The following is a 14,054-nucleotide window of genomic DNA, read 5'->3' on the forward strand; positions in this document are numbered from 1 at the left end:
CCATGCCGCGACATGCCGCCAATATTTTCCGCCTGGGCGTCAAGGAGCTGTGGAGCCTGGCGCGCGATCCGATGATGCTGGTCCTGATCTTCGTGTCGTTCACGCTGATGATCTACACCGCCGCCACCGCCGTGCCCGAGTCGCTGCACAACGCGGCCATCGCGGTCGTGGACGAGGACGTCTCGCCGCTGTCCGCGCGCATCACCTCGGCGTTCTACCCGCCGCACTTCACGCGACCGGCGATGGTCACCTCGGCCGAGGCCGACGCCGGCATGGACGCCGGGCGCTACACCTTCGTGGTTAACGTGCCGCCGAACTTCCAGCGCGACGTGCTGGCCGGCAGGCCGGCCGAGATCCAGTTGAACGTGGACGCCACCCGCATGAGCCAGGCGTTCACCGGCAGCAGTTACATCCAGCAGATCATCACCGACGAGATCAACGAATTCGTCAAGCGCTACCGCAAGCCGACCGAGCTGCCGGTGGACCTGGCGGTGCGCATGCGCTTCAACCCCAACCTGACGCAGGCCTGGTTCGGCAGCCTGATGGAGATCATCAACAACGTCACGATGCTGTCCATCATCCTGACCGGCGCGGCGCTGATCCGCGAGCGCGAGCATGGCACCATCGAGCACCTGCTGGTCATGCCGGTTACGCCGACCGAGATCATGCTGGCGAAAGTCTGGTCCATGGGGCTGGTCGTCCTGGTGTCGGCTGCGCTATCGTTGACATTCGTCGTGCGTGGCCTGCTGCAGGTGCCGGTCGAGGGATCGGTGGCGCTGTTCCTGGCCGGGGTGGCGCTGCACCTGTTCGCGACCACCTCCATGGGCATCTTCATGGCCACCCTCGCGCGCAGCATGCCGCAATTCGGCATGCTGCTGGTGCTGGTGCTGCTGCCGCTGCAGATGCTGTCCGGCGGCACCACGCCGCGCGAGAGCATGCCGGACTTCGTGCAGAACATCATGCTGGCCGCGCCCACCACCCATTTCGTGGAACTCGGCCAGGCAATTCTCTTTCGTGGCGCCGGCCTTGGCGTCGTATGGCAACCGTTCCTGGCGCTGGCGCTGATCGGCAGCGTCCTGTTCGCCTTCTCGTTGACCCGTTTCCGCAAGACCCTCAGCCAGATGGCGTGAGGCCTGTGCATTCGTTGCCCCTTACCACTCTTTTAAAAGGACGCATCATGAAGAAGACCACCGAGAAGACCACCGCTTCCACGCCCCAGGACCTCGCTGGCGCCAATGCCGCCTACTGCCAGCGCCTGGGCGAACTGGCGCGCGAGAGCCAGCAGCGCTGGCTGCAGCTGGGCCAGCGCCTGGCCAGCGACGGCACCGGCCAGTACCTGTCGACCCTGGCGCCGCTCAAGCTTGACGGCAACTGGCAGAACATCGCCCCCGCGCTGGGCGAGGTCACGCGCAAGCAATGGCAGTGTCAACTCGAGGCCAGCCAGGCCATCACCCACGCCGCGCTGGAAGACCAGGCGGCGCTGGCCGCGGGCGTCAGCGAGGCGGTGAGCGGCTGGCTGCGCAACGCCTCGGCCGCGGCCAGCGGCGGCCTGGCGGAGTCGCCGCTCACGCGCATGTGGTCGTCGTATTGCGACCAGATGACCTCGGCCTGCTCGGCCATGCGGGAAGCCAGCCAGTTCGGAGCGCGCCATGGCGAATAAACGCACCGCGCTCGTGACTGGCGGCACCGGCTGCCTGGGACGCGCCATCGCCCGGGCCCTGCTCGACGCCGGCCATGACGTCATCGTTACCTGCCACTCCAACGAGGCGGCCACGCGCGAATGGCTCGACGAGGAGGCGGCCGCCGGCCGCCGCTACGACATGGCCAAGGTCGACGTGGCCGACTACGACTCGTGCCAGGCGTTGGCCCGGCGCCTGGCGGACGAGGGCCGCCAGATCGACATCCTGGTCAACAACGCCGGCATCACCCGCGACGCCAGCCTGCGCAAGATGAGCTACGCGGACTGGAACGACGTGCTGCGCAGCAATCTCGATTCGATGTTCAACATGACGCAGCCGCTGTGCGGGCCGATGGCCGACCGCGGCTGGGGACGCATCGTCAACATCTCCTCGGTGAACGGATCCAAGGGCGCCTTCGGGCAGACCAACTACGCCGCCTCGAAGGCCGGCATCCACGGCTTCACCAAGTCATTGGCGCTGGAACTGGCCAGGAAAGGCGTCACGGTCAACACCGTGTCGCCGGGCTACCTGGCCACGCGCATGGTCGAGGCGGTGCCGCAGGAGGTGCTCAAGGAGAAGATCCTGCCGCAGATTCCGCTGGGCCGGCTGGGCCAGCCCGACGAGATCGCCGCGCTGGTGGCATTCATCTGCAGCGACGCGGCGGCGTTCATGACCGGCAGCAATGTCGCAATGAACGGCGGGCAGCACATGTACTGACGCCTCCGCCACGGATGGCCGCATCGCCCCCCCTGGACGAGGTCGATGCGGCCATCCGCCAGATGCCGGTCCAGCGCCAGGCTCGGGGACATGGGCGCCTGATCCGCGGCGCGGCGGCTAGCGTCGCAGGCGCTCCAGCAGGAAGTCGGCAAATGTCCTCACCCGCAACGACACATGGCGCACGTGCGGGTAGAGCAAAGTGAATGGCCGCGTGGCGCCGCCAAAGCGCGGCAACACCTCCACCAGATCGCCGCGCCGCAGATCCTCCTGCACGGTGAAGCGGTACGCCTGGAACAACCCCGCGCCATGGCGCGCCAAACTGACGCCCCCCAGCACATCGCCCGAGCAACTGGTGCCGCCATGGGTCGGCACATCGATCTGCCGGCCGTCACGCATGAATATCCATGGGATGTTGCGGCCGGTGCTGGGCAACTCGAACTGGATGCAGTCGTGCCCGTCGAGATCCTCCAGGGTGCGCGGCGTGCCCGCGCGCCGCAGATAGCCAGGGGCCGCCACCAGCACCAGTTCCGCGTCTTCCAGCTTGCGCGCCACCAGATTCGAGTCCGGCGGCAGCCGGCCGCGAATGGCAAGGTCGTAGCCTTCTTCGGCAAAGTCGACATTGCGGTTGCTGATGTGCACATCGACCTGCACCTGCGGGTACCGCTGGCGGAACTCGCCCAGCAATGGCAGCACGCGGTGATGGGCATACGGCGTGGGCATGCTGATGCGCAGCTTGCCCGCGGGCTCGGCCTGCTGCCCGGTGACCTCGCGTTCGGCCTCGGTCAGCAACGCCAGGGCAGAACGGCACTGCTCCATGTAGCGCAGGCCCGCCGCGGTCAGGCGGATCTGGCGTGTGGTGCGCACGAACAGGCGGACGCCGAGGCGCTCTTCCAGCCGCGACACCGAGCGGCTGACGGCGGCCGGCGTCACGCCGGCCGCATTGGCGGCGGCGGTAAAGCTCTGCAGTTCGGCTGCCAGGCAGAACAGCTCCACGCTGCCGAGCATCAGGTCTTCGAAGCGACGTTGCATGAATGTCGTCCTGGCAGGCCTGGCGGAGCCCGCCAGACTCATTACATGATGTATGCATAGATTTGATCTTTGAGGTGTTTATCACGTTTCGGGTCATAAGTAGAGTGGCGCTACCCCTTCTTATCCGGAGTCCAGACATGACCCATCCCGCCAAAACCATCATCGTGACCGGCGCCTCCAGCGGCATCGGCCTGGCCATTGCCCGCGCCTACCTGGAGCGCGGCGACAATGTCGTCGGCAATGCCCGCGGCGCCGAGCGCCTGGCCCAGGCAGCGCGCCAACTGGGCAATCCGCCTCGCTTCATCGGCGTGCCCGGCGACATCGGCGATCCCGACACCGCGCGCGCCCTGTTCGAACGCGCTACGCAGGCCTTCGGCAAGGTCGACGTGCTGGTCAACAACGCCGGCATCTTCATCGCCAAGCCGGTGGGCGACTACACCGCCGACGACGTCGACCAATTGTTCAGCACCAACCTCAAGGGCTTCTTCTATCCGTCGCAACTGGCAGCGGCGCATATGGCCGCCCATGGCGGCGGGCACATCGTCAACATCACCGCCAGCATCGCCATGCAACCGCTGCAACAAGTGCCCGCGCTGCTTCCCGTCCTGGTCAAGGGCGGCCTGAACCAGGCCACCAAGGCACTGGCCCTGGAATTGGCGCCGCACCGCGTCCGGGTCAACGCGGTGGCCCCGGGTATCATCCAAACGCCGATGCATGAAAACGGCGACGCGGATTTCCTGAACCGGCTTTCGCCCTCCGGGCGGCGCGGCGACACCGGGGACGTGGTCGATGCGGTGCTGTACCTGACCGACTCGTCATTCACCTCGGGGGCCGTGATCCCCGTCGATGGCGGAGCCACTGCCGGCCGGTGGTAATCCGCAAGGCAACGCCTTTTGGCCGGCGCGCGCGCGCCGGCTGCCAACCGCCAAGGAACAGACATGCCTTACATCAACATCCAGATCACCCGCGAAGGCGCCACGCGCGAGCAGAAAGCCGAACTGATCCGCGGCGCCACCGACCTGGTGGTGCGAGTGCTCGGCAAGGACCCGCAAGCCACGTTTGTCGTCATCGAGGAAGTCGATACCGACAATTGGGGCGTGGCCGGCGAAACCGTCACCGTCTTGCGCCAGCGCCAGCGCGCCACGCGTTCGACATAGACGTCTCCCGCGCCGCAAAGCGGCGCGCGGCTGAACACGAATGCCCTTTGCCCTGCCCCGGCGGCAGGATCAGGCAGCACAGCGGTCCCGCTGTGCTGTTTTTTTTGTAACGGCCGGATCTGGCCCTTTTCATGAAAACGGCCGGTCTTCCCTATGGCGGCGCGCCATTTCCCAGTCGACGCCCGCCAAACTGATCCGCTTTTTTCGCCGCCTTCTGAATCTGTACTGCTCAGCAAGGCCGGCCTATCTTGACGCTACAGGCATCAGCCTGTCCGCGCGCGCCGCCCGGTGGCGGCAGGAACGCGCGGGCCTTGAAGTCAGGAATCACCCGCCATGGATAGCGACGCGCTACTGCTTGCCCGAATACAGTTCGGATTCACCATTTCCTTCCACATCATCTTTCCGGCCATCACCATCGGCCTGGCCAGCTACCTGGCCGTGCTCGAAGGCTGCTGGCTGCGCACCCGCAACACCGTCTACCGCGATCTCTACCACTTCTGGACCAAGATCTTCGCCGTCAATTTCGGCATGGGCGTGGTGTCCGGACTGGTGATGGCGTACCAGTTCGGCACCAACTGGAGCTTCTTTTCCGATTTTGCCGGCAGCGTCACCGGGCCCCTGCTGGCCTACGAGGTGCTGACGGCCTTCTTCCTGGAAGCCGGCTTTCTCGGCGTGATGCTGTTCGGCTGGTCGCGCGTGGGCCCGGGGCTGCACTTCTTCTCGACCATCATGGTGGCGCTGGGCACGCTGGTGTCGGCCACCTGGATCCTGGCGTCCAACAGTTGGATGCAGACCCCCGCGGGCTACGAGATCCTGGACGGCCGCGTGGTGCCGACCGACTGGCTGGCGGTGATCTTCAATCCCTCGTTCCCCTACCGGTTGGCGCACATGGGCATCGCGGCGTTCCTGGCCACCGCGCTGATGGTGGGCGCGTCCGGCGCCTGGCATCTGCTGCGCGGCGACCGCAGCCCGGCGGTGAAAAAGATGTTCGCGATGGCGATGGCCATGCTGGCAATCTCGGCGCCGCTGCAGGCGGTGGTGGGCGACTTCCATGGCCTGAACACGCTCAAGCACCAGCCCGCCAAGATCGCCGCGATCGAAGGCCATTGGGAAAACGAGCCGGGCGCGGGCGTGCCGCTGACGCTGTTCGGCATTCCCGACATGGAGCGCGAAGAGACCCGCTACGCGCTCAACGTGCCGCGCCTGGGCAGCCTGATCCTCACGCATAGCTGGGACGGCCAGTTCCCCGGCCTGAAGTCGTATCCGCCCGAAGACCGCCCCAATGCCACCGTGGTGTTCTGGTCGTTCCGCGTGATGGCGGGGCTGGGCATGCTGATGATCCTGCTGGCCGGCTGGGCGCTGTGGGCGCGCTGGCGCGGACGGCTGTACCAGTCGCGCGCGCTGCAGCGTTTCGCGCTGTGGATGGGGCCGTCGGGGCTGGTGGCGATCCTGGCCGGCTGGTACGTGACCGAGATCGGCCGCCAGCCGTGGGTCGTCTATGGCGTGATGCGCACCGCCGACGCCGCCACCCGCCACGGCCTGGGCGAATTGACGCTGACGCTGGCGCTGTTCGTGGTGGTGTACCTGTTCGTGTTCGGCGCCGGCGTGTCGTACATGCTGCGCCTGATCCGCATGGGCCCGACCCCGGCGCCCGGCCACGCGCCGCTGTCCGGCGGCCCGGGCGAACCGCGCCAGCCGTCGCGGCCGCTGTCGGCCGCCTCCACCTCGGCGGACGCCCCGTCCGCGCAACCTGGATTCAAAGGAGCCTGAGGCCATGGGCATCGACCTTGCATTGATATGGGCCGTCATCATCCTGTTCGGCGTGATGATGTACGTGGTGATGGACGGCTTCGACCTGGGCATCGGCATCCTCTTTCCGCTGATCGGCGACGCCGAGGAACGCGACGCCATGGTCAACACCGTCGCCCCCGTGTGGGACGGCAACGAGACCTGGCTGGTGCTGGGCGGCGCGGGACTGCTGGCCGCGTTTCCGCTGGCGTATTCGGTGATCCTGAGCGCGCTGCACCTGCCGCTGGTGTTCATGCTGCTGGGGCTGATCTTCCGCGGCGTGGCGTTCGAGTTCCGCTTCAAGGCCGACCCGCGCCACCGCGCGCTATGGGACCGCGCTTTCGTGCTCGGCTCGCTCTGCGCCACCTTCTTCCAGGGCGTGACGCTGGGCGCCTACATCGAAGGCATCCCGGTGGTCGACCGCGTCTACCAGGGCGGGCCGTGGCACTGGATCAGCCCGTTCTCGCTGTTCACCGGCGCGGGCCTGGTGGTGGCGTATGCGCTGCTGGGCTGCACCTGGCTCATCATGAAGACCGAGGGCCGCCTGCATCGCCACATGTGCGCGCTGGCGCGGCCGCTGACGCTGGCGCTGCTGGCGGTGATCGCCGCGCTCAGCGTGTGGACGCCGCTGGCGCAGCCGCATATCGCCCAGCGCTGGTTCAGCCTGCCCAACATGTTCTGGTTCCTGCCGGTGCCGCTACTGGTGGCGGCCGCCGGCATCGACCTGATGCGCCGCGTGCGCGGCGCGCCCGCCGCGGGGCCGTTCGTGCTGGCGCTGTGCCTGGTGTTCCTGGGCTACAGCGGCCTGGGCATCAGCATCTGGCCGGCCGTGATCCCGCCCGACGTGTCGATCTGGACCGCGGCCGCGCCGCCGCAGAGCCTGGGCTTCGCCCTGGTCGGCGCGCTCGCCATCATTCCGATTATCCTGATGTACACCGCCTGGTCCTATTACGTGTTCCGCGGCAAGGTGCGCACCGGCGAGGCGTTTCACTGATGGCCGCGCCGACCTCCCTGCCCTCCTGGCGCAGCCGGCTGCTGTGGCTGCTGTTGATCTGGGCCGGCGGCGTGGCGTCGCTGGGCCTGGCCGCCGGCGCGCTGCGGCTGGTGATGCGCGCCATCGGCATGTCGACCTGAACCGCAGTCCTCCACGGATCCCCCCATGAAGCGCTATGAACGGCTGACCGAAGAAATCACCGCCTCGATCCTGTCGGGCCTGCTGCAGGCGGGCGACCGGCTGCCCTCGGTGCGCCAGACCAGCGCCAGCCGTGGCGTCAGCCCGTCGACGGTGTTCAAGGCCTATTACCTGCTGGAAGCGCGCGGCCTGATCCGCGCGCGCGACCGCTCGGGCTACTACGTGCTGCGCGCCTCGCAGGCCGCGCTGCCCGAGCCCGACGGCCTGTCCAGCGCCGCCGCCGGCCGCCATCCGGTCGATGTCAGCGACAACGTGCTGCAAGTGCTCAACGCCACCCTGCGGCGCGACATGCTGCCGTTCGGCTCGGCCTTTCCCAGCCCGTCGCTGCTGCCCTACGGCCGGCTGGCGCGCTACATGGCGACCACGGTGCAGCAACTGGACCCGTGGGGGTCGATCGACGATCTCAGCCCCGGCGACCCCGCGCTGCGCCGCGCCATCGCGCTGCGTTACCTGGCCGACGGACTGACGGTGCCGGTGGACGACATCATCATCACCAACGGCGCGCTCGACGCGCTCAACCTGTGCCTGAGCGCGGTCACGCGGCCGGGTGACGCGGTGATCGTCGAATCGCCGACGTTCTACGCCGCCCTGCAGTCGCTCGAACGCAACCAGTTGCACGCCATCGAGGTGGCCACGCATCCTCGCGAAGGCATCGACCTGCAGGCGCTGGAGCGGGCCATCGTGCAGCACCAGCCGCGCGCCTGCTGGCTGATGACAACCTTCCAGAATCCGCTGGGCAGCCTGATGCCCGAGGCCAAGAAGGAAGCGCTGGTCCGGCTGCTGGCGCGCCACGGCGTGGCGCTGATCGAGGACGACGTCTACGGCGAACTGTACTTCGGCGCCACGCGGCCGCGTCCCGCCAAGGCCTTCGACACCGAGGGCATGGTGATGCACTGCTCGTCGTTCTCCAAGACGCTGGCGCCGGGCTATCGCGTCGGGTGGGTCGCGGCCGGGCGCTACACCCGCGCCATCATGCGCAACAAGCTCACCACCAGCCTGGCCACCGCCGCGCCGACGCAGGCGGCGATTGCCGCCTATCTGGCGCAGGGCGGCTACGACCGCCACCTGCGCCAGTTCCGCCAGACGCTGGCCTTGCAGCAGGGCGAGATGCTGCAGGCGGTGGCGCGCTACTTCCCCAAGGGCACGCGCGCCACGCGGCCGCTGGGCGGCTACTTCACCTGGGTCGAGCTTCCGGCGCGCATCGACACCCTGCGCCTGCACCGCGCCGCGCTCGACCATGGCATCAGCATCGCGCCGGGGCCGTTGTTCTCCAGCTCAGGCGCGTTCGGCAACTTCCTGCGGCTGAACTGCGGCCATCCCTGGAACGAGGCGATGGAGCAAGGCATGGCGACGCTGGGCAAGCTGATGGCGACATGAAATACGCGATATTGATACAGATGGAAACCCCGGCCCGCCGGACATCGCCTTAGAGTGCCAAGCCTTCAAAGTTCAGGACGGTGCCGCGTCGCGGCCCGCTGCTCGCATGACGGCTTCCTTTCCTCGCATCCTGCCGCGCTACGCGCTTGGCTGCTACCTCGGCGCGGCTGCGCTGCTCTACCTGTTCGCCGCGCAACTGCTGGCCACCGTCGACATCTGGCTGCTGCCGCGCCGGCTGCTGGTCGAGATGCTGCGTTATCGCGCCATGTGGCTGATCTTCTTCCTGACCCTGCCGACCGTGGGCTACCTGTTGTGGCGCGGCTCGGACCTGGTCGCCTGGTGGCGCGCGCCCGCCACGCTGACGCTGGATGAGCGGGCGCTGCATCTGGGCGCGCTCACGGTGCCCTACGGCGACGTCGCTTCGATGCGCCATCGGCACAACCGCGATCACCTGCTGCTGACGCTCGGCAATGGCCGGCGCGTGCGGCTGCGGCTGGCGATCTGGGACCATGCCGACGCATTGCTCGACCTGCTGGACGCGCGCGTGGGTGGCCATCTCGAAGCCGACGTCCGGCGCCGCATCGATGCCGGCGCCACCGTCTCCTTCGGCGCGCTGGGCATGAACGCGGCCGGCCTGGTCCACAAGGGCCGGCCGATCCCGTGGGCCAGCATCGACACCATCCGCACGCAATCGGACAGCGAAGGCATGGAGACCGACGAGACGCTGATCATCGTCGCGCGCGGCAAGACCCACAAGGTCGACCGCTCCGGCATCGACAACGAGCCGGTGCTGCTGGCCTGCCTGCGGCATTACCTGCCCGCCTGATTCAACGCCCGCCCGCATGGCGGCCATTCACCCTTAGCCCTTCAACCCAGACATGGAAATCTACAGCTCCGCCTCGCACCAAGCCCAGACCCTGGCCGATCGCCCGGTCTACCACTCGCGCAACCGCCTCATCGCCGGCGCCGTCATCTGGACAGTGGCCGCGGTGGCATTCGGCGCGCTGGCCGCGCGCGCCCGCGGCAATCTGGGCGGCATGGCGTTCTTCGCCGCCATCGCGGCCATCGGCGTGTGGCTGGTGATCCGCTGCCTGATGCGCGCGTTCGGCGCCCCCAAGCCCGTCATCACCTTCACCCGCGAAGGCCTGCGCGTGACGGACGGCACGCTCATCCCGTGGCGCGCCATCAACGAGAACACCTACGTCAACCAGACCTACGTCGGCATTCCGATCGGCCGCCAGATCCAGCTTAAGACCTCGCTGCCGGATCGCAAGCGCGTGCTGATCCCGGCCATGGCGCTGGCGATCAGCGGCGACGAATACCTGGCCCTGTGCGACGCCTACCAGGCAGGTTGACGCCTCACCGCTGAGGCGGGACGCCGCCGCGCAACACGCTCAGTTCGCGGTGGCGCCGGAATCCTTCACGGCCTGCGCCCAGGCCGCGATCTCCCGGTCGATGAACGCGCCGAATGCGGCCGTATGCAGGGTCGATGCCTGCGCCCCCTCTTCCATCAGGCGCTGCCGGACCGTCGGCGCGGCCAAGGCCCCGCCCAAGGCTTCGTTCAAGCGCGCCACGACCGCGTCCGGCGTGCCCGCCGGCGCCACCACGCCGTGCCACGACAGCGCCTGGAACCCCGCCAGGCCCGACTCCGCCATGGTCGGAATCTCGGGCAATGCCGGCGAGCGCTGCGGCGAGGTCACCGCCAGCGCGCGCAGCGTGCCCGCCTTGACGTGCGGCAGCACGCCAGGAATGGTTGTGAACATGAAGTCGATCTGACCGCCGATCAGGTCAGTGATGGCCGGACTGCCGCCCTTGTACGGCACATGCGTGAACTGCAGGCCGGCGGCCCGTTTGAACATCTCGCCGGCCAGGTGGCCCGGCGTCCCCGCCCCGGCAGAACCCATGTTGCTGCGATCGCCCTGCGCCTTGACGTAGGCGATCAGGTCGGACACGGTCGCGGCCTTCACGTTGGGACCGACCACCAGCACGTTGGGCACGGTGGCCAGCAGCGTGACCGGCGCGAAGTCCTTGACCGCGTCATACGAGATGCGCGAATACAGCGACGGGTTGATGCCGTGCGTGCTGGCGGTCGCCAGCAGCAGCGTATAGCCGTCGGGCGCGGCCGATGCCACCTGCTTGGCGGCGATGGTGCCGTTGGCGCCGCCCTTGTTGTCGATCACGATGGTCTGCCCCAGCGTCTTCGCCGCCTCGGCCGCCACCGTGCGCGCCAGGATGTCGGAGGTGCCGCCGGCCGAATGCGGCACGACCAGCGTGATGGGCTTGGCGGGAAAGGTCTGCGCGTGCGCGGCCGGCAGCGCCGGCAGCAGACAGGCGGCGGCGAATGCCGCGCGGGCAAGGCGATGAGGGATCATGCAAGTCTCCTGGGGAATATTGGGATCGCGGCGTCTTCGAGGACGCCGTCATGCGCGGAGCGGCCGGCGGGCGGCCGCTCCGCGGCTCAATCGGCGCCCAACTGCAACTTGTCGGGCTGCCGCTTCTCGATCGACCACTTCAACAGCGCGGCCGAGCGATAGATGCCATGGGCGAATTTGCCGTAGGGCAAGGTCAGGAACAGCGCCATCACCACGCCCAGGTGCACTGCCAGCAGCAGGGCCATGGCGCCGGTATCGCGGCCGGCCAGCAGCGCCAGGCCGGTGGCGCTGGTCAGCAGCAGCAAGGCGATGAAACCCCGGTCCATCGGCTTCTGCGCCGCGTCGCCCTGCAGCGGATGGCGCTTCAGGTTCAGCCACAGCAGGCCCGCCGGCCCGATCAACAGGCCGATGCCGCCCGCCGTGCCCAGCAGCACCGGCGCGCTCCAGAACGGATACGGCGCCTGCTGCCCCAGCAGGTAGTGATACAGCGTGGCCACGCAGGTCGCGGCAAAGCACAGCATGAAGCCGTAGAACGTGAAATGGTGGAAGCGCCGGCGCCACAGGGTGAACGCATCATCGGCGTTGTTGCAGCCCTTGCCATGGCCGCCGTCCAGGTAGCGCAGGCGCAGCGCATCATGCGCGGCCTCGGCCACCGCCGCGCCGCTGGCCGCGCCTGGGCTGACGTCGCGCCAGAAGCGCGCCGCGCCGATGCCCAACGCCAGCATGGCGAAGCCGAACACCGCGCCGAACATCAGCGCCAGCGTGTTGTGCGGGAACACCGCATAGAAATTGCCCGCCATGGGCGCGTGGAACAGCCCGCCCGTCAGCATCACCGTCAATGCCAGAAACAATGCCAGTCCCGCCGCCGTGGCCAGCGACAGCGCCAGCCCGTTGCGCCGGTACAGTTTGCCCAGCACGGCCGGAAACGCGTACTCGGTGTAGGTCTGCAGCCGCACCTTGGCCATGGCCTGCGGCACGTTCACCGCGAACTCGTGCGGCGGCGCGTACTGACAGGCGTGCAGACAGGCGCCGCAGTTGTGGCACAGGTTGGCCAGGTAGTTCAGATCGGCCTTGCCGAATTCCAGGCGCCGGGTCATGGCCGGGAAGACGGCGCAAAAGCCTTCGCAATAGCGGCAGGCATTGCAGATCTGCATGACGCGCGCCACTTCGGCTTCGTCGGTGCTGAGCGCGGCGCCACGGCCATGCCAGCGCACCGGCTGTTCGACCATCGCCGGCGCGGCCTGCGCGAACGATTGGGCCTCGCGGGCCAGGGTTTCAAGCTGCCGCATGCTGTGCTCCTGCGTGATGCGATTGGCGCGCGGCGGCCGCGGCGCGCGTGCCGGCAATCCGGCCGAACGCGGTGCCGATGGACATGCCGACGCCCGCCGTGTAGCCCTTGCCCAGCACGTTGCCCGCCATCATCTCGCCGGCCACGAACAGGTTGTCGCTGGGCACGCCGTTGAAGCGGACCGCGGCGGTCTCGTCCACCTTCAGGCCCAGATAGGTGAAGGTGATGCCGGGCCGCAGCGCGTAGCCGTAGAACGGCGCGGTGTCGATGGGCCGGGCCCAGTGGGTCTTGGCGGGCGCCAGGCCCTCGGTGCGGCAGTCGTCCAGCGTCGTGTGGTCGAAGGTGCCGGTCCTACAGGCCTGGTTGTATGCGCGGATGGTGTGCTCGAACGCCGCCGGGTCCAGTCCCAGTCGCCGCCCCAGTTCCGCCACGGAATCGGCGGTGACGCCGGGAAACACCGGCGGCATGAAACGGCCCACGGCCTTGGCGTCGATGATGGAGTAGGCGATCTGCCCCGGCTGCATGGCCGTCAGGCGGCCCCAGATGGCGTAGCGCTTGGGCCAGAAATCCTCGCCCTCGTCGTAGAAGCGTTGCGCGTCGCGGTTGACCACCACGCCCAGCGAGACGCAGTCGATGCGGGTGCAGATGCCGCCGTCGTACAGCGGCGCGCGCGCGTCGATGGCCACGCAATGCGACTGCGACGGATCGCCGATGCGGTCGGCGCCGGCGTCCAGCATGAACTTGAGCAGCACGCCCTGGTTGTAGCGGGTGCCGCGGATGAGGAAATTGTCGGCCGGCCATTCGCCGCGCTCGTTGCGGCCCCAGGCCTCGCGCAGCCAGTCGCGGTTGGACTCGAAGCCGCCCGCCGCCAGCACGCAGGCGCGCGCCTCGATGCGCTCGGCGCCGATGCGGGCGGCCTTGAAGCGGCCGTCCCGCAGTTCCAGCGCGTCCACCGGCGCGTCGTAGCGGATGCGCACGCCCAGGGCCTCGGCGCTGCGGTAATAGGCATTGACCAGCGCCTTGCCGCCGCCCATGAAGAAGGCGTTGGTGCGGGCCACGTGCAGCGCGCCCGACAGCGGCGGCTGGAAATTGACGCCATGGCGCCGCATCCAGTCGCGACAGGTGGCGGATTCGCGGATCACCAGCCGCGCCAGTTTCTCGTCGGTCTGGCCGCCGGTGACCTTGAGCAGGTCCTGCCAGTATTCATCTTCCGGATAGGCGTCCACCAGCACGTCCTGCGGCGCGTCGTGCATGCAGCGCAGGTTGCGCGTGTGCTGCGAATTGCCGCCGCGCCATTCGCGCGGCGCGGCCTCCAGCAGCAACACGCTGGCGCCCGCCTCGCGCGCCATCAGGGCCGCGCACAGCGCCGCGTTGCCTCCGCCTATCACCAATACATCGACCATGTCATCGTTCCCGGATCAAGGAACGGACTGTAGGCCGACGACGCGCGCCGCG

At 68.4% G+C, this 14,054-nt stretch carries 15 protein-coding genes; 11 read left to right on the plus strand and 4 right to left on the minus strand.

Annotation, left to right across the window (positions count from 1 at the left end):
- Nucleotides 1-2: 2 nt before the first annotated feature.
- Genes ACUDCK_RS25140 through phbB form a run of 3 tightly spaced genes read left to right on the plus strand, consistent with a single transcriptional unit; the run spans nucleotide 3 to nucleotide 2,396 of the window.
- Nucleotides 3-1,130 (plus strand): ABC transporter permease, encoded by a 1,128-nt coding sequence (locus ACUDCK_RS25140; RefSeq protein WP_054500622.1) that lies wholly within the window; start codon nucleotides 3-5, stop codon nucleotides 1,128-1,130.
- 47 nt (nucleotides 1,131-1,177) lie between these two features.
- Nucleotides 1,178-1,660, plus strand: a complete 483-nt coding sequence (locus ACUDCK_RS25145) for a hypothetical protein (protein ID WP_068952012.1) — start codon at nucleotides 1,178-1,180, stop codon at nucleotides 1,658-1,660.
- Complete coding sequence (gene phbB / locus ACUDCK_RS25150; protein WP_063585031.1) at nucleotides 1,650-2,396, plus strand: acetoacetyl-CoA reductase; 747 nt, start codon at nucleotides 1,650-1,652, stop codon at nucleotides 2,394-2,396. The genes ACUDCK_RS25145 and phbB overlap by 11 nt, the downstream gene beginning before the upstream one ends.
- Before the next feature lie 117 nt (nucleotides 2,397-2,513).
- On the opposite strand, the gene ACUDCK_RS25155 is transcribed toward phbB, so the two are convergent.
- On the minus strand, nucleotides 2,514-3,425 hold the full coding sequence (locus ACUDCK_RS25155; protein WP_054500619.1) for a LysR family transcriptional regulator: 912 nt from the start codon (nucleotides 3,423-3,425) through the stop codon (nucleotides 2,514-2,516).
- A gap of 137 nt (nucleotides 3,426-3,562) precedes the next feature.
- Between ACUDCK_RS25155 and ACUDCK_RS25160 the strand changes: the two genes are divergently transcribed.
- The 8 genes from ACUDCK_RS25160 to ACUDCK_RS25195 all read left to right on the plus strand — a co-directional run bounded on the left by ACUDCK_RS25160 (nucleotide 3,563) and on the right by ACUDCK_RS25195 (nucleotide 10,294).
- Nucleotides 3,563-4,300 (plus strand): SDR family NAD(P)-dependent oxidoreductase, encoded by a 738-nt coding sequence (locus ACUDCK_RS25160; protein ID WP_064524729.1) that lies wholly within the window; start codon nucleotides 3,563-3,565, stop codon nucleotides 4,298-4,300.
- Between the two features lie 63 nt (nucleotides 4,301-4,363).
- Nucleotides 4,364-4,582 carry a tautomerase family protein gene (locus tag ACUDCK_RS25165; protein ID WP_047991913.1) on the plus strand — a complete coding sequence of 73 codons (219 nt, stop codon included), beginning with the start codon at nucleotides 4,364-4,366 and terminating at the stop codon, nucleotides 4,580-4,582.
- 333 nt (nucleotides 4,583-4,915) lie between these two features.
- Nucleotides 4,916-6,352 carry a cytochrome ubiquinol oxidase subunit I gene (locus ACUDCK_RS25170; RefSeq protein WP_054500617.1) on the plus strand — a complete coding sequence of 479 codons (1,437 nt, stop codon included), beginning with the start codon at nucleotides 4,916-4,918 and terminating at the stop codon, nucleotides 6,350-6,352.
- A 4-nt stretch (nucleotides 6,353-6,356) separates the two neighbouring features.
- Nucleotides 6,357-7,364: a cytochrome d ubiquinol oxidase subunit II gene (gene cydB / locus ACUDCK_RS25175; RefSeq protein WP_175143454.1), complete on the plus strand. Its 1,008-nt coding sequence runs from the start codon at nucleotides 6,357-6,359 to the stop codon at nucleotides 7,362-7,364.
- On the plus strand, nucleotides 7,364-7,504 hold the full coding sequence (locus ACUDCK_RS25180) for a DUF2474 family protein (RefSeq protein ID WP_080977493.1): 141 nt from the start codon (nucleotides 7,364-7,366) through the stop codon (nucleotides 7,502-7,504). The genes cydB and ACUDCK_RS25180 overlap by 1 nt, the downstream gene beginning before the upstream one ends.
- Nucleotides 7,505-7,529: 25 nt before the next feature.
- Nucleotides 7,530-8,939 (plus strand): aminotransferase-like domain-containing protein, encoded by a 1,410-nt coding sequence (locus ACUDCK_RS25185; protein ID WP_059272611.1) that lies wholly within the window; start codon nucleotides 7,530-7,532, stop codon nucleotides 8,937-8,939.
- 106 nt (nucleotides 8,940-9,045) lie between these two features.
- Nucleotides 9,046-9,765, plus strand: coding sequence for a hypothetical protein (locus ACUDCK_RS25190; RefSeq protein ID WP_049076297.1), 720 nt, complete (start codon nucleotides 9,046-9,048; stop codon nucleotides 9,763-9,765).
- A 52-nt stretch (nucleotides 9,766-9,817) separates the two neighbouring features.
- Nucleotides 9,818-10,294, plus strand: a complete 477-nt coding sequence (locus ACUDCK_RS25195) for a hypothetical protein (RefSeq protein ID WP_049076298.1) — start codon at nucleotides 9,818-9,820, stop codon at nucleotides 10,292-10,294.
- Nucleotides 10,295-10,333: 39 nt separating this feature from the next.
- On the opposite strand, the gene ACUDCK_RS25200 is transcribed toward ACUDCK_RS25195, so the two are convergent.
- The 3 genes from ACUDCK_RS25200 to tcuA form a co-directional block, all read right to left on the minus strand.
- On the minus strand, nucleotides 10,334-11,311 hold the full coding sequence (locus ACUDCK_RS25200) for a Bug family tripartite tricarboxylate transporter substrate binding protein (protein WP_054500605.1): 978 nt from the start codon (nucleotides 11,309-11,311) through the stop codon (nucleotides 10,334-10,336).
- Nucleotides 11,312-11,397: 86 nt separating this feature from the next.
- Nucleotides 11,398-12,600, minus strand: coding sequence for a tricarballylate utilization 4Fe-4S protein TcuB (tcuB, locus tag ACUDCK_RS25205; protein ID WP_144655576.1), 1,203 nt, complete (start codon nucleotides 12,598-12,600; stop codon nucleotides 11,398-11,400).
- Entirely contained in the window at nucleotides 12,587-14,002 is a 1,416-nt protein-coding gene (tcuA, locus tag ACUDCK_RS25210) for an FAD-dependent tricarballylate dehydrogenase TcuA (RefSeq protein ID WP_175167046.1), read from the minus strand. Before tcuA ends, tcuB begins: the two co-directional genes overlap by 14 nt.
- Nucleotides 14,003-14,054: the final 52 nt, after the last annotated feature.

The organism is Achromobacter sp. CF-sbj1-Ac2-l (assembly GCF_052698165.1).